The sequence below is a fragment of the Caulobacter sp. GW821-FHT12F03 genome (assembly GCF_058806855.1).
In genome coordinates this window covers 70,262-94,855 of sequence record NZ_JBXAQC010000009.1, presented here as the reverse complement: position 1 = coordinate 94,855, position 24,594 = coordinate 70,262, and the positions used below count along the sequence as shown (strand labels likewise).

Below are 24,594 nucleotides of genomic sequence, written 5' to 3'. Positions count from 1 at the left end.
GACGACGCCGGTCAAGCCGGCCGTGAAGCCCTCGGCCGGTCCGGCCGCCCCGTCAGCCGCGCCCCCGCCCGCCGGCGGCGCCGCGCCGGCCGCCACGCCCGCGGCCAAAGGGGGCTAGGTGTCGCTCCGCACCCTCCTGCGTTCGGGGGTCGCCGCCGCCTGTATCGTCGGGGTGGCGGCGCCGGCCGTCGTGCCGACGGTCGCGCTGGCCGCGCGCCCGCAGCTGGAGGTGCGCACCGCCCAGGCGGCCCATCTCAGCAAGATCGAGTTCCACTGGGCCGGCGGCGCGAAGGTCTCGACCCGCCGCAACGGCCAGACGCTGACGCTGCATTTCAGCCGCGACGCCAGCCCCGACCTGTCGACCCTGCGCATCTTTCCGCCGAAGTGGCTGAAGGGCGCCGAGCAGCGCCACACGCCGTCCGGCCTCGAGATCGACCTGCAGCTGGCCGACAACGCCGAGGCCAAGGTCGGCGCGGCTGACGGCGCCATCTACGTCAACCTGTTCGAGCGTCCGGCCGCCCCGGAAGCGCCGGCCGCGACGGTGGCCGACGCCGCCACGCCGGCGCCGGAGCCCGCGCCGCGCGCGCCGCGGCCCAACCCCGTTCCCGCCGGCGGCGTGGTGCGCGTGGCCGCCGACATTGTCGGCCCGCAGGTCCGCCTGCGGTTCGACTGGGCCAATCCGGCCGGCGCCGCCGTGTTCCGCCGCGGCGAGGCGATCTGGGTGGTGTTCGACGCCCCGGCGACGCTGGACGTGTCGAAGGCCCCGCGCGGCGTCTCCCAGTACAGCCGCATCCAGACCGTTCGCGGCCGGGACTATTCGGCTATCCGCATCGTCGCCCCGCGCACCACGCCGGTGTCGGTGGTCGGCGAGGGCTCGAGCTGGACCGTGGCGCTCGGCGCCGGGCCCAAGGTCGAGCCGGGTCATGTCGACGTCCAGCGCGACGACGAGTCGGCAGAGGCGGGCCTGACGGCCGTACTGGCCGGCGCCACCGCGGCGATCTGGATGGACGACCCGGCCGTCGGCGACCGCATCGCCGTGGTCACCGCCCTGGCCCCGTCCAAGGGGCTCGGCTCGCGCCGCGACTACGTCCAGATGGCCATGCTGCCGACCCTCCAGGGTCTGGCCATCGAGCCCTACGCCACCGACCTGAAGGTCGTGGCCGACGGCGACCTGGTGCGCATCGGCCGGCCGTCGGGCCTGGCCCTCTCGTCGGTCTCGGCCAGCGCGCGACGCGTCGACGCCGCCGCCGGCGCGCCGCAGGCCGCCAGCATGCCCGGCCTGATCGGCGACAGCTGGGGCCATACGGGGCCGGGCGGTTTCATGGCCCGCTACGCCGCCCTGACCGACGCCGCCTCGGTCGAAACCGCCGCCGCGCCCGCCAAGGGACAGGCCGCGCCGGTCGAGGCCCGCCTGGCCCTGGCCCGGTTCCTCGTCGGGGCCAATCTCGGCTACGAAGCCATCGGCGTGCTGAACAACACCGCGCGCCAGCAGGAGTCGATCCAGGGCAATCCGGAGTTCCGCGGCCTGCGCGGCATCGCCCGCGCGATGGTCGGCCGCGACAAGGAAGCCGAGACCGACTTCGCCACCCCGGTTCTCGCCGATGACCCGTCGGCCGCCGTCTGGCGCGGTTATCTCGCGGCCCGGGCCGGGCAGTGGGCCGACGCCCGCGCCAGGTTCGCCTCGGGCGCCATGGCGATCAGCCAGTTCTCCCCGGTCTGGAAGGCCCGCTTCCTCGCCGCCGACGCCGAGGCGTCGCTGGAGCTGGGCGACCTGACCACGGCCCAGTCCCACATCAACGAGGCTCTCGCCGAGACGCTTCCGGCCGAGGAACAGCTGGCCGTGCGGCTGGTCCAGGCCCGGCTGTTCGAGGCCCAGGGTCGCAAGCAGGGCGCCCTGAACGTCTATCTGGCCATCGCCCGCGCGCCCCTCGACCAGCTGGCCGCGCCGGCGCTGCTGCGCGCCACGCGCATCAAGCAGGAGCTGGGACAGATCACCCCGGCCCAGGCCGCGAACGCCTATGACGGCCTGCGCTACCGCTGGCGCGGCGACGCCACGGAGCTGGAGACCATCCGCACGCTCGGCCAGCTCTACCTCGGCCAGGGCCGTTATCGCGAGGCGCTCGAGGCGCTGCGCTCGGCCGGCACGCGCCTGCCCGACCTGCCCGAGGCGGTCGAACTGCAGGCCGATCTGGCCAACGCCTTCCGCGCCCTGTTCCTCGACGGCATGGCCGACGGCCTTGAGCCGATCCAGGCGCTGGCGCTGTTCCGCGACTTCCAGGAGCTGACCCCGCCCGGCGCCGACGGCGACCTGATGGTGCGCAAGATGGTCCGCCGACTGGTCGATGTGGATCTGCTGACCGACGCGTCGACCCTGCTGAAGTACCAGGTCGACAACCGCCTCGACGGCGTGCCCAAGGCCCAGGTGTCCACCGATCTGGCGCTGATCTACCTGATGGACCGCAAGCCCGAGCAGGCGCTGCAGGCGATCAACAACTCCCGCACCACGGTGCTGCCGGGGCCGCTGAACGCCGAGCGCCGCATCCTGACCGCCCGGGCGCTGATGGCGCTGGGCCGGCTCGACGCGGCCGCCGAGATCATCGAGCCGGACAGGACGCCGGACGCCCAGGACGTGCGCGCCGAGATCGCCTGGAAGGGCCACAACTGGGCGCTGGCCGGATCGCTGTTCGAGGCCTCGATGGCCGACCGCTGGAAGTCGGCCCTGCCGCTGCGGCCCGAGGAGGAGTCCAAGCTGCTGCGCGCGGGCGTGGCCTACAGCCTGGCCGGCGACGACGCGGCCCTGACCCGTCTGCGCGACCACTTCGGCGGCTACATCGAACTGGCCCGCAACCCGGACGCCCTGCGCGTGGCCTTCGCCGGCGTCGACGGCGGCGCCCTGACGGCCAACGACTTCAGCCGCACCGTCGCCGACAACGAGGGCTTCGCCGGCTGGGTCTCGAAGATGAAGGTCCGTTTCCGCGACAAGCCCGCGCCCGTGGGTCCGGCGGTGGCCCGGACCGCCGCGGCGCCGGCCGCCGCCCCGGGGACGCCGAGAGGCTAGACCAGGCGCCTCACGGTCGCCCCGCTCAGTGCGGCGGCGGGGCGGGGAAGGCGCGGCCGTCCGATCCAGCGGCCGGGCTGCCGGTGACGGCGGCGGCGTAGACCGCGTCGCCCACCGGCGAGAAGGCGACCACCCGCACGGCGATCTGCACCGCCACGACGACGCCGGCCGACAGCAGCCAGGCCGGATGAACCTTGCCGTGAACCCGCTTGTCCCGCGCCATGCCGACCAGGGCGACGACCAGCGGGATGAGCGAGGCGATCTCGAACGCGTAGGGCGGCAGCAGCGGCATCGGGATCAGGCGGCCAATGCCCGGGCCCATCAGCATCATGAACGCGCCGATCTGCAGGCGCGGGTGCCAGTCACGGTTCTTCCGCAGGACCACGGCGGCGACGACCAGGCCGGCGGCGGCGAACACGGTCGCCGGATCGGCCAGGAGGAAATGCTGCGGCTGGAAGAAGAAGGGCACGCGGCCGGTGCGGATGGCGGCGATGGTCACCAGCGGTCCCAGCACGAGCATCGCGCACAGCCAGGCCAGGGCGAGGGCGCCCAGCTTCCGGTGCAGGTCGGCGCGGCCGCCCGCGACGAGCCAGGCCTGGGTGACCACGATCGTGACCCAGCCCATGAAGGCGACGGCGTGAACATGGACGATCGGCGGCGCGCCGAAGCTCGAGCGGCCCATCGCCAGGTTGAGGACAAAGCCCGAAACCAGCACGGCCGCCATGGCCGTGATCATCGTCCGGAAGAAGCGCAGGTCGCCTTGCCCGGCACCCGCGTCCACGGCCGGCGGCGAAGTGGTCCGGCCTGACTCGAAACTGCCTGCTTCCGCCATGTCGCGACTCCCCCGCTGGATGTCGCAGGGGGCCATGGTCGCGGGGGTGGAGTCAATCCGGGCGAACGGCGCTATCCGGGCGGTGGGACCTGGTGGAAGCTCTCGACCAGGCTGCCGGCCACCAGCCGCCATCCGTCGACCAGCACGAAGAAGATCAGCTTGAACGGCAGGCTGACCACCACGGGCGGCAGCATCATCATGCCCATGCTCATCAGCACGCTGGCCACCACCAGGTCGATGACCAGGAACGGCACGAACAGCAGGAAGCCGATCTCGAAGGCGCGCTTCAGCTCGCTGATCATGAAGGCCGGGGTGACCACGCGGATCGGGGTGTCCTGCAGGGTGGCGGGCTTTTCGATCTTCGACAGCCGGACGAACAGGGCGAGGTCGCCCCGGTCAACCTGGGCCAGCATGAACTGCTTCACCGGATCACCGGCCGCCTCGAACGCCTGCGGCAGTTCCATCTGCTTGTCGAGCAGCGGGCGCACGCCCTCGTCGTAGCTGCGCTGCAGGGTCGGGCCCATGACGATCGCCGTCAGGAACAGGGCCAGGCTGATCAGCACGGCGTTGGGCGGGCTCTGCTGCAGGCCGAGCGCCGTGCGCAGCAGGCTGAGCACCACGGTGATGCGCACGAAGCTGGTCGTCATGATGACGATCGACGGGGCCAGCGACAGCACGGTCATCAGTCCGATCAGCTGCACCACGCGCTCGGTCAGGCCGGCGCCGGTGCCGAGATCGATGTTGACCGCCTGGGCCAGGGCCACGGCCGGGACGATCAGGCTGGCGACGGTCACGCCCAGCGACAGCAGCGCGGCGCGGCGCAGGTCTTGGCCGTTGACGGCGATCACGGCCTTGCGGAAGCGGGTGAGGGCGGCGCGCATCAGGCGGCGGTCTCCGGGGTCTTGCGGCGGCGGGCGGCGGGCTTGAGCGTTTCCAGCGTGCGGCCGTCGCCCAGCAGGATCAGCCGCTCCTCGTCGTCCAGCCGCACCAGCACGAGCCGGCGGGCGGGATCGAGCACCAGGGTCTCGACCAGCGTCAGGCGGCGTTCCTTGCGCGGCATCTGCAGCCGCGCCATGGCGTCGGGCCCGAAGCGGCGCATGCCCCAGCCGGCCAGCATGACCAGGCCGAGCGTCACCAGCAGGGCGAAGGCGGCGCGAAGGATCTCGACGAAGTCCATGGGGAGGGGCTCTGAAGCGGGACGCCGGAACAGCGGGCCCATGCTCTGCGCTGCAACCCTTAAGGCGCAATTAACCCTGTTTGTTCACCATGCGCGGTGATGGATATTTCCACGATCCCTCTGTTCGCGATGCTGCGCCAACGCCTCGGCTACGAAGGCGAGCGGCAGCGGGTCATCGCCCAGAACGTAGCCAACGCCGACACCCCGGGATTCGTCGGTCGCGACCTGAAGGCCTTCACCTTTTCGGCCCAGGTCCAGTCGCAGGCGGGTCTGGCGATGATGTCTCCGACCCGGACCGAGGCGGGGCACATGGCCGGGACGACCCGGCGGCCCGGCGGCGGCGGTGCGTTCCGCTCGGCCAAGGCGCCCGACACGGAGACCACGCTCGATGGCAACGCCGTCGTGCTGGAAGACCAGATGATCAAGATGAACGAGTCGCGGATGGAGTACGAAGCCGCGATCGGATTCTACCAGAAATCCATGGCCCTGTTGCGGATGGCCGCCCGTCCGCCGGGCCGTTGAGCGAGGACTAGATGGCCGAGATCCGTTCCCAGTCCGACGCGGCGATGTCCGTGGCCGCCTCCGGCATGCGCGCGCAGCAGGCGCGCATGCGGATCATCGCCGAGAACCTGGCCAACGCCAATTCGACGGCCCGCACGGCCGGCGGCGACCCGTACCGCCGCCAGGTGCCGGTGTTCGAGCCCAGGGCCGTCGACGGCGGCGAGGGCGTCAGCATGAGCCGGGTCCAGCCCGACCAGGCCGCTTTCCGCTCGACTTACGACCCTGGCCATCCGGCCGCCGACCCGCAGGGCTATGTGAAGCTGCCCAACGTCGATCCGCTGATCGAGGCGCTCGACATGAAGGACGCCCAGCGGGCCTACGAGGCCAATCTCAACGTCATCGAGACGGCGCGCGCGATGGAAATGCGCACCCTCGACCTGCTCAAGAAATAGGGGCCTAAGCCATGATGACCGCGATGGCCGCCGCCAAGGCCTACGCCTCCGCCGGCAGCGGCATGGCGCTGGGCGGCGCCGCGCCGGCCGCCAGCGGGGGCGGTCAGGACTTCGGCGATCTGCTGAAGTCGGTGATGACCGACGCCACCAAGGCCTCGAAGAACGCCGAGCACCAGATCGCCGCCCAGGTCGCCGGCAAGGCTGAGCTGGTCGATGTGGTGACCGCCATTTCCTCGGCCGAGGCCAGCCTCGAAACGGTCATGGCCGTGCGCGACCAGGTCATCTCGGCCTACCAGGAAATCATGCGGATGCCGATCTGACGGCATCCGCCAGGATGAACGTCACATAACGACGCGCTCAGACAAGGCTCAGGTCCGGCCTGTCATCTTCAGCCTCAACAAGTCCCGCTCCCCCGGATCGTCCGGGACAGGGACCCCCCGAGGAGTGAAGACCATGAAGACGTTTCTCATCGCCGCCGCCGCCATCGCGACCCTGACCGGCGCCGCCGGCGCCGCTTCGGCCCAGACCTACGGCGCCCCGCACCGTCCCGACGCCGGCTATGACGGCGGGTACCGCGGCGACGATCGCGGCGACTATCGCGACGGTCCCCGCGGCGGCTACGGCTACGGCGCCGGCGCCATCGACGCCAAGCAGGAGCGTGTCGCCCTGCACATCGCCCGCGGTGAACGTTCGGGCGCCCTGGATCGCCGGGAAGCCCGCGGCCTGCGCATCGAACTGGCCCAGGTGGCCGACATGGAGCGCCGCTTCCGCGCCAGCCGTGGTCTGGATCGCCGTGAAATCGGCATCCTGAACACCCGCCTCGACCGTCTGGACGCGACCGTGGTCGCCCAGATGCGCGAAGACCGGGGCGGCTACGGCAACCGGTATGGCAACGGCCACGGCGACGGCGCCCGCCAGGGCTACGACGACGGCGGCTACTGGGTTCGCGGCCACTAGGCCGCCCCGCAACTGAACACTCCGGGAAGGGGGCGGCGCGAGCCGCCCCCTTTTCGCGTCAGTCCTCTGACGCCGGCTGGCTCTTGAGAAGGGCGTTGTCCGCCTCGCGCCAGCTGTCGGGCGCCCCGGAGTCGCGGTCGACGCCGACATGGCGGGTCAGGCGGTGCGCCCGCCAGCGCTTCTGGCTCCAGCCGTTGGCGTCCGCGGCGATCGCCTTGTCCCACGGCCAGGGATTGTAGTCGTTGTGGTCCTGGCCGACGGAGTCGCGCATCTGGAACCAGTCCAGCTTGGCCAGCGCCGGCGAGCCCTTCTTCAGTCGCGGCCCAAAGCGGCCCATGGCCCGCACGGACGCCCGCTCCGTCCAGTGCAGCGCCCGTTCGAGCACGTCGCCGATCGGGAAGGCGTATTCCAGGGTGATGTCCTTGAACGAGCTGACCACCACAAACCGCTCCGTGCGGTCGACGACCCTGGCGAAGCGTGGATCGTCCAGCACGTCGTCGTCGGTCGCCGGGGCCATCATCAGCACCGTCCCGAACGCCGGCGGGGTCGGACCGGCGGCCAGGTTGCGCAGGGTGTCGAGCGCGACCCGGGCCCCCAGGCTGTGGGTGATGAAGTTGACCCGCGCGGGGCGGGTCTCCGGATCGGACAGCAGGCGGGCGAACTCGACGGCGGTCTTGTAGACATCGCCGATTTCCAGCGGATAGCTGGCGCCCTTGAGGATGCCGAGCCCCGGGGCGTCGCCGGGCCACAGCACGGGGATCATCGCCTCGGCCGGCGCGAAGGTCGGGCGGGGCAGTCCCAGCGAGTCGTAGGCCGCGTCGGCGTACTGGGCGCTCTGCACGCCCTGGCCGAGATACTCCTGGGCCATGGCGCCCAGCGACATGATCCCCCGGTCGCGGTTGGTGTTGAAGCCGTGCACCACGAACCAGACATCCCGGCCGCGCAACCGCTCGCCCCGCTCGGGGCCGGGCAGCGGCGTCAGGGCGCCGGCCCAGGTGCGGCCCTTCCAGCGGTAGGCCGGCGAGAAGCCGCGGACGCCGTACATTTCCGCGGCCGTGACGCCCCCGCCGACGCCGCCGGCGCGGAAGCTGATGAAGGCCGGACCGTCGGTCACGGTCAGACCCCGCGCTTGACGACGCTGGCGTCGCGCCAGGCCTTCATCGCCTGCGACAGGGCGCTGACCAGGTCATTGGCCACCGGCGCCAGCGGCACGGCCACCGCCCCGAACATCGCGGCGGTCAGCGGCCCGGCCCAGGGCTCATTGAGCGTGCGCATGTCGGGGAGGGACGCCTGCAACAGGCCCTGGATGCTGTTGCCGGTGATGAAGTTGAAGGTGACGGCCATGGCGATCGCGGTCGCCCCGGCCCAGACGCGCAGGATGGCGCCGTAGCGCTCCTCGGCGACCGCGAAGGCGGCCTGGACGCGGACCTCCAGCGCCACGGCGAAGCGGCTGGCGAGGGCCTCGTCCTGCGGCGTCGCCTCCGGCGCGTCCGCCGACTTCTCGTCGACGAGCGCCCCGGCGAGGCGGGCGGCGTAGGGCGAGGAGTCGACCCCGGATCCCGCGCCATCAAGTCCCCAGACCTGGCTGATGATGTGCTGCACCTCGTTCTTCGGCATGAACGGAAGCGCCAGGAGGACGCCCTGCTTCAACGTCGCCGGCGCCGCGCCCTTGCCGCGCGCCTCGCGGTACTGCTGCAGCAGGATGTCGAGATAGTCGTCGCCGTAGGTGCGTCGCAGGGCCGGGGCCAGCTTCAGGGCCAGCGCCTGGACCGACTTGAAGCCGACGAACGGCAGGCCGAACGGCTGGCGACGCTTTTGCGGCACCTTCAGCCAGTCGTCCCAGAAGCCGCCGCGCCAGGCGAGCGCCTTGCCGAGGGCCTCGACCACGCCATAGGCCGCGATGCCGAACGCCCCGGCCGCTGAAATCAACGCCAGAATGGTCTCGAACTGGGCCATCGCCGCCCCTCCGTGACGCGGTTGTCGTCGCCGCGTTTCAACCCTAGGGGGAATTCAGGAGGGCGACAAGAACGGTGTTCGGTCAACGCTCAGGGGTACGGTCAGGTCGGCCGTCACGCCGCCCCCCAGCATATGCGTGGTGATCCGCTCGAAATGCTGGATGAACCGGGCCAGCGCCGCGCGTCGCGCCGGCGGCAGGTCGCGGGGCGCGAGGCCCATCAGCCCCGCCTCCTGCTCGCAGCGCCAATCCAGCACGCAGGCGAACGAGGGGGCGGCGAGGAAGACCATCGCGTCGAAGCCGCGGAAGAAGGCCTGGCAGGGTCCGGCCAGCGCCGCGTTGACGAAGCCGCGCCAGACGGCGTCCGGGTCCTCGTCCCGTTCGAGGGCGTTGACCGGCCGGGCCAGGTCCGCCGGCGCCTGCGGCGTCGCGCCCAGGCACCAGCCGTCGATCAGGATCGCCTCCGGTCGGCCGCGAAACACCGGCCAGTCCGCCGCGGGCGCCCGGTCGTCGGCCAGCTTGTCGAACGCGGGCAGGGGCGTGGCGCTGTCCGGTCCCGCCGCCCGCAACGCCGCCACGGTCCGCTCGGCCAGCGCCAGGTCATGGGTTCCCGGCGGTCCGCGCACGGCGAGCAGCGGGTGGACCCGCGCCGCCAGCGACGCCCGCCCGGCCCGGGTCAGATACACGTCGTCGAGCGAGAAGGCCGCGCCGTTCAGCGTCGCCGCCACGGCCCGCGCCAGGGTCGTCTTGCCCGACCCCTGCGGCCCGGCGACGCCGATCAGCGGCGGACGGCCCGGCCTTGCGCGGGCGAGGGCCAGATCGCGGACACGGTCGACGAGCGCGGGCGATATCATGGCGTCAGCCTGGGTCGCGCCGGGCCATCCGTAAAGCCGCGTTAACCATAAGACGGCAGGGTGCGGGCCTTGCTCTTCGATTCCCGCGTGAGGCTTTTTCCATGAATGGCGCCGAGGTTCTGGATGTCGGTCGCGACGCCATCTGGCTGACCCTGCAGCTGTCGGCCCCGGTGCTGATCGTCGGCCTGATCGTCGGCGTCGGCATCGGCCTGTTCCAGGCCCTGACCCAGATCCAGGAAGCGACCCTGGTCTATGCGCCCAAGATCGTGGCCATCTTCCTGTCGCTGCTGTTCTTCCTGCCGCTCATGGGCGCCCTGATGGGCGGCTTCATGAACCATATCGCCGCCCGCATCGCGGCGATGTAGGCCGTGGAGGCGTACGCCACAGCCGCCCAGGTCTACGCCGCCGGTCTCGTGTTTTCGCGGATCGGGGCGATGGTCATGCTCGTGCCGGGGCTGGGCGACGCCAGCGTGCCGCCGCGCATCCGGCTGGCGTTCGCCCTGCTGATGTCGATTCTGATGACGCCGCTGGTGGCCCACAACGTGGTCGTGCCGGCGACGCTCGGCGAAAGCGCCGGCGCCCTGATCCGCGAAACCCTGATCGGCCTGATGATGGGCTCGATACTGCGGCTGTTCCTGACCTCGCTGTCGACGGCCGGCGAAGTGGTCTCGATCCAGACGACGCTCGGCTTCGCCCAGACCGCCAACCCGGCCCAGGCCGCGCCCAGCACGACCCTCTCCACCTTCCTGGCGCTGATCGGCACGGTGCTGGTCATGACCACCGACCTGCATCACCTGTTCTTCGCGGCGATGTTCAACTCCTACAAGCTGTTCCCGTTCGGCCATCCGCTGATGGTCGGCGACGCGGCGACGCTCGCGGTCCAGACGGTGGCCGGCTCGTTCGCCCTGGGCATCCAGCTGGCCGCGCCGGTCATCGTCTTCTCGATCGTGTTCAACATCGCCGCGGGCCTCGTCGGCCGGGCCATGCCGCAGTTCCAGATCTTCTTCGTCGCCACGCCGCTGTCGGTGATGCTCGGCCTGTCGGTGTTCGCGCTCAGCCTGGGCGTCATCGGCATGGTCTGGACGACCCGCTTCCGCGAGCTGCTCGAGGTCTTCAGCTAGATGGCCGACGACAACGACGCAGCGTCGAAATCAGAAGAGCCGACACCGAGGAAACTCGAGGAGGCCCGCAAGAAGGGCGACGTCGTCCGGTCCCAGGACGTGTCCCAGCTGGCCTCGCTCCTCGGCGCGTTCGGCATCCTGGCGATCGGCGGCGGCTGGCTGTGCCGCGACCTGGCCATGCGGCTGCTGCCGTTCGTCGCCCACCCGGCCGACTTCGACGTGTCGGGCGGCGGGCTGATGCTGGTGGCGCAGGAAGCCGCCCTGGCCGCCGCGCCGATGCTGCTCGCCGTCATGGGCGGCGCGGCGCTGGCGGGCGCGGCCGGCAACATCTTCCAGACCGGCCTGCTGTGGACCGGCGACAAGCTGAAGCCCGACTTCAAGAAGGTCTCTCCGCAGGAGGGCTTCAAGCGCATCTTCGGCATCGACGGCCTGGTCAACTTCCTCAAGTCGGGCCTGAAGATCCTCATCACCGGCGCGGTCGCCTGGTTCGCGCTGAAGGACAAGGGCATGGGCCTGAGCCGCCTGTCGGCGATGGACCCGGCCGAGATGCTGCCGGTCAGCGTCGATCTGCTCAAGGCGCTGTTCTACGCGGTGATGGCCTTCCTGGCGGTGACCGCCGGGGTCGACTGGATCTGGCAGCGCCAGCGCTTCATGCAGCGCATGCGCATGAGCCGCGAGGAGCTGAAGGACGAATACAAGCAGAGCGACGGCGACCCGCACGTCAAGGCCAAGCAGAAGCAGATCCGCAACGAGCGGGCCCGCCGGCGCATGATGCAGAACGTGCCCAACGCCACCGTCGTGATCATGAACCCGACCCACTACGCCGTGGCCCTGCGCTACGAGCAGGGGGTGACGCCGGCGCCGGAGTGCGTGGCCAAGGGCATGGACGAACTGGCCCTGCGCATCCGCGCCGTCGCCGAGGAACACGGCGTGCCGGTGATCGAGGACGCGCCGCTGGCCCGCGCCCTCTACGCGGCGGTCGAGGTCGACGAACAGATTCCCGAGACCCACTTCGAAGCCGTGGCCAAGGTCATCGGCTTCATCCTGGGCGCGGCCCAGCGCCGGCAGGCCCGAAATGCCGGCACACGCGCCCGGGCGCTTTAGCGAGTAAGCTCCATGAGTGATTCGATCACCACACCAGCTGGGCTGATGACGGATTCAGCGTCGAGCAAGCCGCGCGAGAGACAATTCGACCCGCTGGCCGTCGCCGCGGGCGGCTTCTTCCTGCTGGCTGTCGGCTTCGCCACGGTCCCCGTTTTCGCCCGCGCCAGTTCGGAAACCCTCGCCAGCACCCTGCTGCTCGCCGGTCTGGCCGGCGTCGCGGTGCTGGGCCTGCTGGCGTTCCGCAGCGCCAATCGTCCGGTGATCATCGAGGACGAGGGGGCGGAGACCTTCATCGAGGCGCTCGGCGAGGCCGCGGCCGTCGCCGGACCGGATGGTCGCCTGCACGCGGCCAACGCGCCCTGGCGCGCCGCGCTCGGCGTGCTCAAGCGGCTGCCCCGCAACGGCCATGCCGCCCCGGGCCTGTTCGCCGCCCTGTCGAAGGCCCGCAAGGGCGAGATCGCTCGCGCCTCGGTCCGGGTCGGGCGCGAGGAATGGCCGGTCTCGGTCGCCCCGCTCGGCAGCGGCCGGTTCCTGCTGCGGCTCGATTCCACGGGCGGCGAGACGCTGCGGCTGACGGCGGCTGATCCGGTCATGCCGGCGGTGGCGACCGCGCCGCTGGTGGTCGCGCCCACGGGCCCGGCCACGCTCGACGCCTTCGCCGCCGCCTCGCCGTTCGGCGCGGCCATGCTCGAGGGCGCCGAGGTCTTCGGCGCGGTGATCACCGAGGCCAACCCGGCCCTGACCGCCATGACCGGCGGCAAGGCCGCCGCGGGCGTGACCTTCGGCGACCTGATCGACCCGGGCTCGCGCATCGATGCGGGCTTCGGCGCCGGCGAGGGCCGCGCGGGGCCGATCGAGGTCCGCCTGGCCCATGATCCCTCGCAGATCTCCCACCTGTATCTCGCCCGCACCGACGGCCGGCTGGTCGCCTATCTGGTCGACGTCACCGAGCAGAAGCAGATCGAACTGCAGCTGGCCCAGAGCATGAAGATGCAGGCCATCGGCCAGATGGCCGCCGGCATCGCCCATGACTTCAACAACCTGCTGACGGCCATCCAGCTGCGGCTGGACGAGCTGCTCGAGCGTCACTCGCTGGGCGATCCCAGCTACGAGGGCCTGACCTCGATCAAGGGCGCCTCGGCCCGCGCCGCCGATCTGGTGCGCAAGCTGAAGACCTATTCCCGCCAGGAAACGGTCCAGCGCGAGGTCCTCGATCTCGGCGAGATGATCAGCGACTTCGAGGTGCTGCTGCGCCGCCTGCTGCGCGAGAACGTCAAGCTCGACACCGAGTACGGCCGCGACCTGCCGCTGGTGAAGGCCGACAAGGGCCAGCTCGAGATCGCGGTGATGAACCTGACGCTCAACGCCCAGGACGCGCTGATCAGCGCCAAGGGCGGCGGGCGGGTCTGGCTCAAGACGGCCAAGGTGTCCTACGCCGAGGCCGCCGCGCTCGGCTACGGCGGCCCGCCGATGGGCGAGATGGCGATGATCGAGGTGGCCGACGACGGCCCGGGCATCCCCGAGGCGGTGATCGGCAAAATCTTCGACCCGTTCTTCACCACCAAGGCGGTCGGCGAGGGCACGGGCCTGGGCCTCGCCCAGGTGTTCGGCATCGTCAAACAGTCGGACGGCTGGATCGAGGTGCTGTCGCCGCCGGGGCAGGGCGCCACCTTCCGCATCTTCCTGCCGGTGCACGTGCCCAGCGCCATCGCGCCCCGGCCGATCACCGTGCCGGCCGCCACCATGGCCAGGCCGCGCGCGGCGCGGGACCTGTCTGGCAATGGCCGCATCCTGTTCGTCGAGGACGAGGAGGCTGTGCGCGGCATCGCCGCCACCCTGCTGCGCAAGCGCGGCTACGAGGTGCTGGAAGCCGCCGACGGCGAGCAGGCCCTGATGCTGGCCGAGGAAAACGCCGGCGAGATCGACCTGCTGATCAGCGACGTGATGATGCCCGGCATGGACGGCCCGACCCTGCTCAAGAAGGCCCGCATCCACCTCGGCGACGCGCCGGTGATGTTCATCAGCGGCTACGCCGAGGCCGAGTTCTCCGACCTGCTGGAAGGCGAGACGGGCGTGACCTTCCTGCCCAAGCCGCTGGACATCAAGACCCTCGCCGAACGCGTCAAGCAGCAGCTGCGGCCGGCGGCGTAGTCGCCAGGGCCTTCAGGCAGGCCCACTGGAACATGTGAAAACTGAAGGTGACCAGCACGGCGATGTGCTCGGCCAGCAGCGGTGTCAGCGTCAGTTCGCCCTCGCCGGTCAGCTCCAGAAACCCGCCATCCGCCCCGGCCTGCAGAATGCGCCGCGCCTGGGTGCGCGAGAGGCCGCAGGTGCGGGCCAGGGCCGCCAGGGAGTAGGTCGTCGGGCCGACCGGCGGGAAGGCGCCGCCGCCCGTGTCCGCCAGGGCCACCAGTTCCGCCACCAGAACCATGCCGCCGAACCGGTGGGAGACGATGTTCAGGGAGGCGTTCCCCTCCACGAGCAACGGCAGGCCGGCGAGGCTGAGCTCCCCGAGCGCGGCCATGAAGGCGCCGAAGAACGCGTCGTCATCCAGGCGCGCCAGCCCGGCGTCGAAGCAGGCGTCCAGCGGCGCGGCGGCCTCGAATTCGCGCCGGTAGCGGTCCCTGAACGCGCTGGTCATGCGGGCCGCGGGGCGGAAGCGCTTCACGCGACCGTCGCCCGGTGACGGGTCCGGCTCGATGTAGCCGATGAAGCGCAGGTAGATCAGAACCGAGCGCGCCCGGCCCCGCCCGGAGATGCCGGCCAGAACCAGCAGGTCGCTCAGCCGGCCGAGGGTGATGCCGCCGGGGGTGTCATGCAGGAGCAGCATCCACACCCCGGATGCGAAGCGGCCCATGTCCCGCAGGGTGGCGGCGAGGATCGGATCAGCGGTCGCGCGCAGGCGCCAGGCGTCGACGGCGCGGCGCTGGTAGTCGGAAAAGCCGGCATGCGCTTGCGTGCGGGCCACCGCCTCCGGGGATACGAGCGTCGGCATGACGGCTCGCGCCGCGTCGGAAACGAACAATCCAGAAATGCACGCCTCCCCCCGGCCGGCGTTGGTGAAGAACCCGTCAACGGGATTTCTAGCCCGCAAAGATGCACCTGTCGCAGATCAAAGGTCTGCGAGGGCGGGGAAATACCCCAAATTGTGCATTTGGGCGACGGCCGCGCTCTCAGGGGCGCCACCGCCACAGCGGCGCCGAAACAAGGATCGTGTCGTTTTAGTCCACTTCCGCCGCCGATCTCGCCTGCGCGAAGTGCCCGGCCTGTCCGCCTCCCGCAGGCAACCCGAGGAAACGAGATCCCATGGCCAGCCCAGCCCTTTCCGGCCTGAACGCGCCGACGTTCGCCGAGAACACCGTCAACGCCACGCCGCAACTCATCGACTCCGATGTGACCTTCACCGACGCCGACAACGACTTCAACGGCGGGACGCTGGTGGTCTCCGGCCTGCTGGCGCAGGACACGGTGTCGATCCTCAGCGGGGCGATCATCAGCCTGTCGGCGGGCAAGGTCTACTACGACGCCGATGGTGTTGGCGGGGCGGCGGCCATTGAGATCGGGACGGCCGCGGGCGGGGCGGGATCGACCTTCACGGTCACGTTCAATGCCGCGGCCACCGCGGCCATGATCGAAAAGCTGATCGAGAGCCTGACCTACGCCAACAGCAGCGATACGCCCACGGCGACGCGCACCCTGACCTTCAACGTCACCGATGCGGCCGGCCACACCATGGGCGGCACGCCCGGTTTCCAGGAGATCACCGGCGCTTCCAATCCTCTCAGCGCCTACCCCATTAATGGGTATCATGACGGCAATACCGGCCCGACCCTCGTCGACCTCGACCTTGACGGCGACCTCGACCTCGTTCTCACCCACTACGACGGCGATTTTCTGTATTTCGAAAATACGGGCTCGGCAGCCTCGCCCACGTTCACGGCCCGCACCGGCGCCAGCAATCCCTTCAACGGGCTGATCAATCACGACATCATTTCCACGGCCGCGTTCGTCGATATTGATGGCGACAATGATCTTGACCTGTTCGCCGGATCGGCGGTCGGCGGGATCACCTTCTTCCGGAACAGCGGGACGGACACCGCGCCGGTCTTCGCCGAAGTGACGGGCGCGTCCAACCCGTTCAACGGCGTCAATATCGGTCGCGACACCTATCTGGCGTTCGGCGATTTTGATGGCGACGGTGACAAGGACGCGGTGATCGGGCCCAACGACGGCACGCTGCACTATTTTGAAAACACCGGCACGTCGACGGCCCCGGTTTTCGTTGAGCAGACAGGGGGCGCGAGCCCGTTCAGCGCGATCGACGTCGGCAATCACGCCCACACCCTGGCGCGGGATATCGATCATGACGGTGATCTGGATCTCGTGATCGGCGCCTATGACGGCACAGTCCACTATTTCGAGAACACCGGCTCATCGTCCGCGGCCGTTTTTGTCGAGCGCACCGGAGCCGCCAATCCCTTCGGTTCCATCGCCAGCGTTGGCCTCACGGCGTCGCTGGGTCTGGGCGACCTCGACAATGATGGCGACCTCGACCTCTTTATCGGCAGTGAGGCAGGCCAGGTTCACTACTACTTCGACACCTCGGTTGCCCTGCCGACGTCCATCGTCGGCGTAACCGCCGAGTCGGAGGGGCCGACGGCCTTTGCCGACAACCTCTTCTATAGCGCCGGCAACGATACGATCGCCGCACTCGGCGGGAATGACGCCGTCGATGGCGGCGACGGCAACGACTTCATCGATGGCGGCGACGGCGACGACATCCTCGTCGGCGGGGCCGGCAACGACTACCTGAGGGGCGGCACGGGCGCTGACACCATGCAGGGCGGGACCGGCAACGACACCTACGTCGTCACCGAGGCGGGCGACACCGTTGACGAAACGGGCGGCGACGGGACCGATCTGGTCATTTCGTCGATCGCCTCGACGCTTGGAGCTGGCCTCGAGAACCTGACCCTGGCGGCGTCAGGCCGCGCGATCGACGGGACCGGCAACAGCCTCGACAATGTCATTCTCGGCAATAGCTCGGCCAACACCCTGAATGGTCTGGACGGCAACGACACCCTGTCTGGCGACGGCGGCAATGACATTCTGAACGGCGGCAACGGGAACGACAGTCTCGACGGTTCGGTCGGCAACGACACTCTGAACGGCGACGCGGGGATCGACACCCTGACGGGTGGCGCGGGCAATGACATGCTCGATGGCGGCCTGGGCGCCGACAGCCTGACCGGCGGCGCGGGCGCCGACAGCTATGTCGTCGACGACGCGGGCGACACGGTCATCGAAGCCGCCGGGGAGGGAACCGACACGGTCTCAGCGTCGATCAGCTACACGCTCACCGCCAACGTCGAGAACCTGACCCTGACCGGCTCGGGCGACCTCAACGGGACCGGCAACGCCCTTAAGAACACTCTGATCGGCAACAGCGGCGCCAACGTCCTGCACGGCGGCGGCGACATCGACACGATCAGCGGCATGGACGGGGCCGACACGCTGTACGGCGACGCCGGCAACGACGTGCTGGACGGCGGCGACGGCGACGACATGCTGATCGGCGGCGCGGGCTACGACCGCCTGACCGGCGGGGCCGGGGCCGATACGTTCGCCTTCACAGACCTCGACATCCACCTGGCCGCCGCGGGCGCGAGCCTGGTCGAGAAGGACACGATCGTGGACCTGTCGTTCGCAGCGAACGACCGCATCGATCTCAGCGCCATCGACGCCAACATCAACCTCGATGGCGACCAGGCGTTCAGCTTCGTCGGCAGGTTCACCAAACTGGCGGGGCAGGCGTTGCTGGGCTTCAGCGGCGGCGTCACCACCCTGCAGCTGGATGTCGACGGCGACGGCCGGGCCGACTTCTCCATCGCCATCACCGGCAATGTCAGCGGGACGACGGCCAACCTTTATACCGGCGCCGGCGACGGGAACGGCGGCTGGGTGCTGTAGGCGCGGCGGCGCCCTAGCGGCGCTTGCCCTTCGGCTTCGGCTTCGCGGCCGGGGCCGGGGCCGCCGGCGCGGGCGCTTCCATGCTGATCGTGCGCTGGATGTCCTCGCCGACGAAGCCGATGGCCTCGGCCTGGCGCACGCCGGGCAGGATGGCCACGTCGTACAGCTCCTCGATGGTGTGCTCGAAGCGCAGCCAGTCGACCGTCTGGCCGGTGTCGATGTTGACGATGATCAGGCCGCAGCGCGGCGCGGCGTCCTTGGCCTCCAGGCGGGCGTCGAGCGCCAGCCCCTCGAAGGTGTGGTTGCGCCGGGGCCGCGACAGGCCGATCACCGCATAGCGGCCGATGAAGGCCAGCCCGCGCGCGTAGCCGGGACAGAAGGCGACGGCGGTGAAGGCGCCGGTGGCGGGGTCGATGGTCCCGAATTCACCCTCGCCGGAGTTCAGCACCCACAGCCTGCCGTCGTACAGGCGCGGCGAGTGCGGCATTGACAGGCCGCGCGCGACGATCTCGCCGCTGGCCACGTCGAGGATCACGCCCCCGTCGCGGCGGCGCTCGCGCCAGCCGTCCAGCACGTCCGAGCGGCTGACCGCGCTGACATAGGCCGGGCGGGTCCCGTCCATGGCCAGGCCGTTCAGATGGCAGCGATCCTCGGGCGTCAGGGCCGAGATGAACGGAGGGACCCAGTACGGCTTGAAACTGTGGGTCTCGCTGATGGTCGACAGGCAATTGAACAGGGTGTTGACGAACACCGGCGTGCGCTTGCCGTCGATCACGGTCATGCCGATGTCGTGGCAGTCGATGCGGCCGGTGATGCGGCCTTCGCGCGGCGTGAAGCGCCGGTCGACGCCGGCCGCGTTGGCCTGTCCCGGCGGCATCTCGTTCTCGAACCGCCAGAGGGCGTGCATGCCGCTGGTCCACAGCGTCTGGCCGTCGGTCCACAGGCCCTGGCACTGTTCCAGCAGCCGCTCGTGCGCGCGCACGCCGCCGTCCGGCTTGCGCCCCAGCAGGAACAGACGGCCCGCCTGGTAAGTGGTCAGGCCGATGCTGCAGTTCTGCTCGCCCAGCCAGTCGGAGAACGACCGGGACAGCAGCAGGATCGGACCCTTGTCAGGCGTGGCTGGCGTGTTCATGAAATCCCCGGACGGTCCCCAGTGTCGCCTCCGTCATGAGCGAAACGGGCCCCGCGGCGCAAGCCGCATTCGCCGAAGGCGGCGTTGCTTCTCGGGTATTTTCGCCGGCTCGGCAGGGCGAACGGGTCTGCGGCGCGTGACCTGGCGCCGTCGCCGCGGCGGCCTTTGGCAACGCTCCGCCCCCGGCGCATTACGCCGAATTAACGCCGCCCGCGTTGCGGCAGGCGCGCGGGGGGCCTACCCCTTGGGCAATTCATCAGCGCCAGGGAGGCCCCCCGTGCAAAGCCGTCGTGAACTTCTCTTCTCCGCGGCCGCCGCCGTCGCGGTCACCGCCGCCCTTTCGCCGAAGGACGTCTTCGCCGCCGTCGCGGCCGCCCCGGGCAGCGATCCGGCCACGGCCGCCAAGGCCAACGCCTTCTACGACGACATCGTCGCCCGCCAGCTGCGTCGCTCGCCGGAGACCGCCACCGGCCTCGGCATCGACACCGGCGACATGGCCTGGACCAAGTCGCTGCTGTCCGACTCCTCGCTCGCCGCGCAGAAGGAGAACGGCGAGACGACCATCGCCCAGCTGAAAACCCTGCGCACCATCGACCGCAGCAAGCTCGCCGGCCTGGACGCGGCCAGCTACGACACGGTCGAGTTCGTCCTGGCCAACGGCCAGGAGTTCACCGAGAAGTTCGAGTACAACGGCGCCTACGGCGGCGCGCCCTACGTCATCTCGCAGCTGACCGGCGCCTACCAGTCGCTGCCCGACTTCCTCGACAGCCAGCACACAATCGAAACCAAGGCCGACGCCGACGCCTATCTGTCGCGCGTCGAGGAGTTCGGACGGGTGCTCGACCAGGAGGTTGAGGTCGCCCAGCATGACGCGGCGCTCGGCGTCATCCCCGCCGACTTCACCATCGACAAGGCGCTGATCCAGTTCAAGGCGATGCTCGGCGTCGCGCCGGACGCCTCGCCGCTGGTCACCTCGGTGGCCCGCCGCGCGAAGGAAAAGGGCATAACCGGCGACTACGCCGGCATCGCCGAAAAGCTCTACGCCGAGAAGGTCCGGCCCGCCCTGGCGCGCCAGGCCGCCCTGCTGGAAGGCTGGCGTCCCAAGGCCGTGCATGACGCCGGCGTGTGGCGCCTGCCGAAGGGCGAGGAGTACTACCTGACCTCGCTGGAGAACTACACGACCTCCAGGATCACCCCGGAAGAGGTGCACCAGACCGGCCTCGACATGGTCGCCACGCTCAGCGCCCAGGCCGACAAGCTGATGCGCAAGGCCGGCTACACCAGCGGCACGGTCGGCGAACGCTTCCGCCAGATGTATTCCGATCCGAAACAGCACTATCCGAACACGGACGAGGGCAAGGTCCAGCTGATCGCCGACCTGAACGACAAGGTGAAGGCGATCACCCCGCTTCTGCCGAAGTACTTCGGCCAGCTGCCCAAGGCGCCGCTGGAGATCCGCCGGGTGCCCAAGGCGATCGAGGCCGGCGCGCCGGGCGGCTACTACAACTCCCCCAGCCTCGATGGCTCCCGCCCGGGCATCTACTGGATCAATCTGCGCGACAGCGCCGAGCAGCCGCGCTTCACCCTCTCGACCCTGACCTATCACGAGGCGATTCCGGGTCACCACCTGCAGCTGTCGCTGAGCAACGAGGCGGGCGACCTGCCGCTGATCCGCAAGATGATCGGCTTCTCGGGCTACAGCGAGGGCTGGGCGCTCTACGCCGAGCAGCTGGCCGTCGAGATGGGCATGTACGAGCATGATCCGCTCGGCCAGATCGGCATGCTGCACGACGCCATCTTCCGCGGCGTGCGGCTGGTCGTCGACAGCGGCATGCACCACAAGCGCTGGAGCCGGGAACAGGCCCTCAAGTACTACGTCGACAACATCGGCGACCAGGAGGCCAGCGCGATCACCGAGATCGAACGCTACGTCGTCTGGCCGGGCCAGGCCTGCAGCTACATGGTCGGCAAGATCGAGTTCCTGCGCCTGCGCGACAAGGCCCGCAAGGCGCTGGGCCGCAAGTTCAACATCCGCAAGTTCCACGACGCCTGCCTGCTGTCGGGCGGCGTGCCGCTGACGGTGCTGGAACGGGTCGTCGACGGCTATATCGCCGGCGCGAAATAGACGCGGCGCGCGTCCGGCCTCGCGGCCGGGCGCGCGTCCCGGCTAGAGCGCCTTCCAGAAATGGAAGCGCCTGTAGCCGTCCCGCACCTGGTCGATGTCGAAGCCGAGCCCGTGGATGATCGACAGGGCGGCGTGCCACAACAGGTCCGAAAAGCCTGGCAGGAAGAACACCGCCGCGATCAGCAGCAGGATGCCGACCCGCTCGACGGGGGCCAGCCGCGCCCGCAGCGTCGCCGGCAGGAACGGGCGGATCACGCCGAAGCCGTCCAGTCCCGGAACGGGCAGCAGGTTGAACACCAGCGCCATGGCCTGGAAAAGCGCCAGCAGCGAGACGGCCGGCCAGACCGGACCGCGCCAGCCGAGCATCGCCGCCAGGAACAGCAGGCCGCCCAGGGCCATCAGCACCAGCAGCGTGCCGGCGGGCCCCGCCAGCGACGCCGCCGAGCGCCACACCGGGCCGCGCATCAGGTCCGGCCGCAGATAGACCGCGCCGCCGGGCAGGGCGATGCCGCCGATCGCCAGCACGATGACCGGGAAGATCACGCTGGTGGCCAGGTCCGCGTAGCGCAGCGGATCGAAGGTCAGGTAGCCGCGCGCCTCGACCGTGTGGTCGCCGGCCAGCCAGGCGACCCAGGCGTGGCCGAACTCGTGCACCGCCAGCGCCACAACCCAGCCGGTCATCACGAACAGGAAGGTCAGCACGCCCGTCAGCGGCGGCGGCGCGACCGCCAGCGCCAGCCCGCACAACACCCAGCCGCCGATCAGCAGCAATCCGTTCCGACTCATCACGCGCTCCACCCCGGGGAGGGGGCACTATGGAGGATGGGGCGTGGAGGGGTTAGGGGTTAGGGGCCAGGGGCCAGGGGCCAGGGCCTTGCCTAGCGCCACTGGTCGCTGGTCCCGGTGCGGCGGGCCAGGACAGGGGCGGCGTCCCGCTGGAGCACGGGGCCGGGGCGGTCGGCGGGGCGGCCGTACAGCCAGCCCTGGGCGAAGTCGACGCCGTTCCGGCGCACGGCGTCCTCGATCTCGACCGTCTCGACCATCTCCGCGACGGTCTGGACCTTCAGTTCCTTGCACAGCTGCACCAGATGCCGCACCAGCGCGCCGTCGCGGCCGTCGCTGGCCAGGTCGCGCACATAGCGGCCGTCGATCTTGACGATGTCGACCTTCAGCCGCTGCAGATAGGCGAACGAGGCCGCGCCGGCGCCGAAGTCGTCGAGGCAGACCTTGCAGCCCAGGCCGCGCAGGCTCTGGATATGGCGGTTGGCGACGTCGAGGTCGTCGATCGCCGCGCTTTCGGTGACCTCGAAGATCAGCCGGTCGCGCAGGCGGCTGTCGGCCTTGATCATCCGCTCCAGCCCGCCGACGAAGATCTCGCTGCCGATCGACCGGCCGGAGATGTTGGCCGCCAGCCGCAGCTTGCCGGTCCGGTCGCCCTTCAGCTGGCGGACCACCTGCTCGATCACGGCGTGGTCGAGCTCCTCGATCAGGTCGAACTCCTCGGCCATGCGGACCATGGTGAAGGGGCTGCCGCCGTCCTCGAACCGCACGAGCGCCTCGTGGTGATGGGCGACGCCGGTCTGGATATCGACCACCGGCTGGTAGGCGAGGGTGAACCGGCGCTGGCTGACGGCCGCGCCGAGCTCCCCGGCCTTGCTCAGCGTGCGGCGCACGGAACGGTCCATGGCCTGGCTCAGCGAGATCGGCGGCACGTCCTTCAGGCCCTCGGCGAGGAAGTCATCCAGGGCGTAGCGCAGGGCGCGGGCAAGCCGGGCGGGGGCGCCCGGTTCCAGCGGCACGGCGTGGGCGTCCGCGCCCAGGCTCTGGCCGCCGGCGCAGGCGGACACCACCCGCGTCAGTCGCCGGATCATCGTGGCCGGGTTCTCGCCCTGCTCGCGCAGCAGCACGAAGCGGTCGTCGCCCAGCTTCGCCGCGGCGGCGCCCTGGTGGGATTCGGCGCGCAGGGCCCCGGCCACCTGGCGCTCCAGCGCCGCGCCGGCTTCGTCGCCCAGCGCCTGGCGGGCTTCCGCCAGGCCGGCCATCTCGACCATCGCCAGCTCGAGCTGCTGGCCGGTGACCCTGGCCGCGTCCATCAGGGACTTGGTCACCGCCTCGAAGCCGTCGCGGCTGAGCAGCCCGTCGGACGCGCCGGCGGCCTGCGGCGCGGGGGCGGAGAGCACGGCGCAGGAGATCCGGCCGTCATTGTCGGGCAGGCGGCGGGCGGTGACGGCGACGGCGCGTCCGGGCTGGCCGGCCACGCGCACCACCAGCGGCGGACGCCGCGCGCCGTCCTCGAGGCCGCCGAACAGGGCGTCCAGCATCGGCCGGTCGGCCTCGACGATCAGTTCGCGCCAGACCTTGCCGACGAGGGACTTCTCATCGGCGCCGAGCGTCGCCTGGGCCGCGCCCAGCGCCAGCAGGATGACGCCGCCCGGTTCGATCTCGAGCAACATGTCGGCGTTGGCGAAGGCGAGGCCGAGCAGGCGGCGGGCGGCGATGGACAAGGCGGTCTTCCCCTGAGGATCGCGTCCATCATGCGCGGACGGCCTTAAGCGCCGGTTTCCGGTTCCTCGCGGGCCCCGGAAAAACCGCCCCGAAATGGGCAGCGCGGCCCGGCCGACATCGCATCCGCCCGCCGCTTCCAGAAAATTTGCAATCCCCACAAGAATTGTAGGCTTTAAATCCGGAAGGCGGCGGCGCACCCTGACCGCCCCTCCGTCACCCCGCCGAACGCGCCGCCGCCATGTCCTCCGACCGCGATCACAGCCTGTCCCGCCCCGTGCTGATCGTGCCGGGCCTGTTCAACTCACCGGTCGGCCACTGGCAGTCGCACTGGCAGGCCCGCCTGCCGACGGCCGAGCGGGTCGAGCAGTCCGACTGGACGCGGCCCCGTCTCGGCGACTGGACCGCGGCCCTGGCCGAGGCGGTGCGGGCGCGGCCCGGCGCCTTGCTGGTGGCCCACAGCCTGGGCTGCGCGCTGGTCGCTCATCTCTGCGCGGTCAATGGTGGACGCGGCATCGGCGGCGCCCTGCTGGTCGCGCCGGCCGACCTCAATCCCGGCGGCCCGGCCGGGCGACTGCTCGAGGGCTTCTCGCCCATGCCGCGCCGGCTCCTGCCGTTCCCGACCACGGTGGTGGCCAGCCGCACCGACCCCTATGTCGCCTTCGACAGGGCGCAGGCTTTCGCGGCCGACTGGGGCGCGGATCTCGTCGACGCGGGCGACGCCGGCCACATCAACATCATGTCCGGGCATGGGCCGTGGCTCGACGGACTGGCACACCTGTACGACCTCGACCGGCGCGTGGCGACCCGCCCGCCCGCCCTGTCCCGCGCCTGATCCCGCAAGAGAGACCCGCC

22 protein-coding genes are annotated in these 24,594 nt (G+C 70.6%); 12 read left to right on the top strand and 10 right to left on the bottom strand.

All coding sequences use genetic code 11. From position 1 onward, the window contains the following. Positions 1 to 118 precede the first annotated feature (118 nt). Complete coding sequence (locus AC1RN0_RS17710) at positions 119 to 3,058, top strand: tetratricopeptide repeat protein (protein ID WP_492788792.1); 2,940 nt, start codon at positions 119 to 121, stop codon at positions 3,056 to 3,058. 25 nt (positions 3,059 to 3,083) lie between these two features. On the opposite strand, the gene AC1RN0_RS17705 is transcribed toward AC1RN0_RS17710, so the two are convergent. The 3 genes from AC1RN0_RS17705 to AC1RN0_RS17695 form a co-directional block, all read right to left on the bottom strand. Continuing rightward, a complete protein-coding gene (locus tag AC1RN0_RS17705; RefSeq protein WP_492788791.1) occupies positions 3,084 to 3,890 on the bottom strand; it encodes a hypothetical protein in 807 nt (268 codons plus the stop codon). Positions 3,891 to 3,961: 71 nt separating this feature from the next. Then, positions 3,962 to 4,771 carry a flagellar type III secretion system pore protein FliP gene (fliP, locus tag AC1RN0_RS17700; RefSeq protein ID WP_492788790.1) on the bottom strand — a complete coding sequence of 270 codons (810 nt, stop codon included), beginning with the start codon at positions 4,769 to 4,771 and terminating at the stop codon, positions 3,962 to 3,964. Next, the gene (locus AC1RN0_RS17695; protein ID WP_492788789.1) at positions 4,771 to 5,067 is read right to left on the bottom strand and encodes a flagellar biosynthetic protein FliO; all 297 of its coding nucleotides are present in this window, start codon (positions 5,065 to 5,067) and stop codon (positions 4,771 to 4,773) included. The genes fliP and AC1RN0_RS17695 overlap by 1 nt, the downstream gene beginning before the upstream one ends. 129 nt (positions 5,068 to 5,196) lie before the next feature. Between AC1RN0_RS17695 and flgB the strand changes: the two genes are divergently transcribed. From flgB to AC1RN0_RS17675, 4 genes are all read left to right on the top strand, one after another. Further along, positions 5,197 to 5,589, top strand: coding sequence for a flagellar basal body rod protein FlgB (gene flgB, locus AC1RN0_RS17690; protein ID WP_492788788.1), 393 nt, complete (start codon positions 5,197 to 5,199; stop codon positions 5,587 to 5,589). A gap of 11 nt (positions 5,590 to 5,600) precedes the next feature. Then, positions 5,601 to 6,020 (top strand): flagellar basal body rod protein FlgC, encoded by a 420-nt coding sequence (gene flgC / locus AC1RN0_RS17685; protein WP_492788787.1) that lies wholly within the window; start codon positions 5,601 to 5,603, stop codon positions 6,018 to 6,020. A gap of 11 nt (positions 6,021 to 6,031) precedes the next feature. Continuing rightward, positions 6,032 to 6,340 carry a flagellar hook-basal body complex protein FliE gene (gene fliE, locus AC1RN0_RS17680; protein WP_492788786.1) on the top strand — a complete coding sequence of 103 codons (309 nt, stop codon included), beginning with the start codon at positions 6,032 to 6,034 and terminating at the stop codon, positions 6,338 to 6,340. Between the two features lie 133 nt (positions 6,341 to 6,473). Next, positions 6,474 to 6,977 (top strand): hypothetical protein, encoded by a 504-nt coding sequence (locus AC1RN0_RS17675; protein WP_492788785.1) that lies wholly within the window; start codon positions 6,474 to 6,476, stop codon positions 6,975 to 6,977. A gap of 58 nt (positions 6,978 to 7,035) precedes the next feature. On the opposite strand, the gene AC1RN0_RS17670 is transcribed toward AC1RN0_RS17675, so the two are convergent. The 3 genes from AC1RN0_RS17670 to AC1RN0_RS17660 are packed head-to-tail and all read right to left on the bottom strand — an operon-like array spanning position 7,036 to position 9,785. Next, complete coding sequence (locus AC1RN0_RS17670) at positions 7,036 to 8,091, bottom strand: alpha/beta hydrolase (RefSeq protein WP_492788784.1); 1,056 nt, start codon at positions 8,089 to 8,091, stop codon at positions 7,036 to 7,038. A gap of 2 nt (positions 8,092 to 8,093) precedes the next feature. After that, positions 8,094 to 8,933 carry a hypothetical protein gene (locus AC1RN0_RS17665; protein ID WP_492788783.1) on the bottom strand — a complete coding sequence of 280 codons (840 nt, stop codon included), beginning with the start codon at positions 8,931 to 8,933 and terminating at the stop codon, positions 8,094 to 8,096. A gap of 54 nt (positions 8,934 to 8,987) precedes the next feature. Next, positions 8,988 to 9,785, bottom strand: coding sequence for an AAA family ATPase (locus tag AC1RN0_RS17660; protein ID WP_492788782.1), 798 nt, complete (start codon positions 9,783 to 9,785; stop codon positions 8,988 to 8,990). 101 nt (positions 9,786 to 9,886) lie between these two features. On the opposite strand from AC1RN0_RS17660, the gene fliQ reads away from it, so the two are divergent. From fliQ to cckA, 4 genes are read left to right on the top strand one after another with little or no spacing between them, the layout of a single operon-like run. Beyond that, positions 9,887 to 10,150 (top strand): flagellar biosynthesis protein FliQ, encoded by a 264-nt coding sequence (gene fliQ / locus AC1RN0_RS17655; RefSeq protein ID WP_492788781.1) that lies wholly within the window; start codon positions 9,887 to 9,889, stop codon positions 10,148 to 10,150. Between the two features lie 3 nt (positions 10,151 to 10,153). Beyond that, the gene (gene fliR / locus AC1RN0_RS17650) at positions 10,154 to 10,906 is read left to right on the top strand and encodes a flagellar biosynthetic protein FliR (protein WP_492788780.1); all 753 of its coding nucleotides are present in this window, start codon (positions 10,154 to 10,156) and stop codon (positions 10,904 to 10,906) included. Beyond that, complete coding sequence (flhB, locus tag AC1RN0_RS17645) at positions 10,907 to 12,010, top strand: flagellar biosynthesis protein FlhB (protein ID WP_492788779.1); 1,104 nt, start codon at positions 10,907 to 10,909, stop codon at positions 12,008 to 12,010. Between the two features lie 45 nt (positions 12,011 to 12,055). Next, positions 12,056 to 14,161, top strand: coding sequence for a cell cycle histidine kinase CckA (gene cckA / locus AC1RN0_RS17640; RefSeq protein WP_492788778.1), 2,106 nt, complete (start codon positions 12,056 to 12,058; stop codon positions 14,159 to 14,161). Here the strand turns inward: cckA and AC1RN0_RS17635 are convergent. Then, positions 14,133 to 15,005 (bottom strand): hypothetical protein, encoded by an 873-nt coding sequence (locus AC1RN0_RS17635; protein WP_492788777.1) that lies wholly within the window; start codon positions 15,003 to 15,005, stop codon positions 14,133 to 14,135. The two genes, cckA and AC1RN0_RS17635, sit on opposite strands and share 29 nt — an antisense overlap. Before the next feature lie 311 nt (positions 15,006 to 15,316). On the opposite strand from AC1RN0_RS17635, the gene AC1RN0_RS17630 reads away from it, so the two are divergent. Beyond that, on the top strand, positions 15,317 to 17,980 hold the full coding sequence (locus tag AC1RN0_RS17630; RefSeq protein WP_492788776.1) for an FG-GAP-like repeat-containing protein: 2,664 nt from the start codon (positions 15,317 to 15,319) through the stop codon (positions 17,978 to 17,980). A 13-nt stretch (positions 17,981 to 17,993) separates the two neighbouring features. Here the strand turns inward: AC1RN0_RS17630 and AC1RN0_RS17625 are convergent, their stop codons facing one another. Then, positions 17,994 to 19,112: a TIGR03032 family protein gene (locus AC1RN0_RS17625; RefSeq protein ID WP_492788775.1), complete on the bottom strand. Its 1,119-nt coding sequence runs from the start codon at positions 19,110 to 19,112 to the stop codon at positions 17,994 to 17,996. Positions 19,113 to 19,389: 277 nt separating this feature from the next. Here AC1RN0_RS17625 and AC1RN0_RS17620 point away from each other — a divergent pair, with 277 nt between their 5' ends. After that, positions 19,390 to 21,237, top strand: coding sequence for a DUF885 domain-containing protein (locus AC1RN0_RS17620; RefSeq protein WP_492788774.1), 1,848 nt, complete (start codon positions 19,390 to 19,392; stop codon positions 21,235 to 21,237). A gap of 42 nt (positions 21,238 to 21,279) precedes the next feature. On the opposite strand, the gene AC1RN0_RS17615 is transcribed toward AC1RN0_RS17620, so the two are convergent. Both AC1RN0_RS17615 and AC1RN0_RS17610 read right to left on the bottom strand, forming a co-directional pair. Next, on the bottom strand, positions 21,280 to 22,023 hold the full coding sequence (locus tag AC1RN0_RS17615; RefSeq protein ID WP_492788773.1) for a site-2 protease family protein: 744 nt from the start codon (positions 22,021 to 22,023) through the stop codon (positions 21,280 to 21,282). 92 nt (positions 22,024 to 22,115) lie between these two features. Beyond that, positions 22,116 to 23,741: an EAL domain-containing protein gene (locus tag AC1RN0_RS17610; RefSeq protein ID WP_492788772.1), complete on the bottom strand. Its 1,626-nt coding sequence runs from the start codon at positions 23,739 to 23,741 to the stop codon at positions 22,116 to 22,118. A 239-nt stretch (positions 23,742 to 23,980) separates the two neighbouring features. Between AC1RN0_RS17610 and AC1RN0_RS17605 the strand changes: the two genes are divergently transcribed. Then, positions 23,981 to 24,574, top strand: a complete 594-nt coding sequence (locus AC1RN0_RS17605; protein WP_492788771.1) for an RBBP9/YdeN family alpha/beta hydrolase — start codon at positions 23,981 to 23,983, stop codon at positions 24,572 to 24,574. Positions 24,575 to 24,594 lie beyond the last annotated feature (20 nt).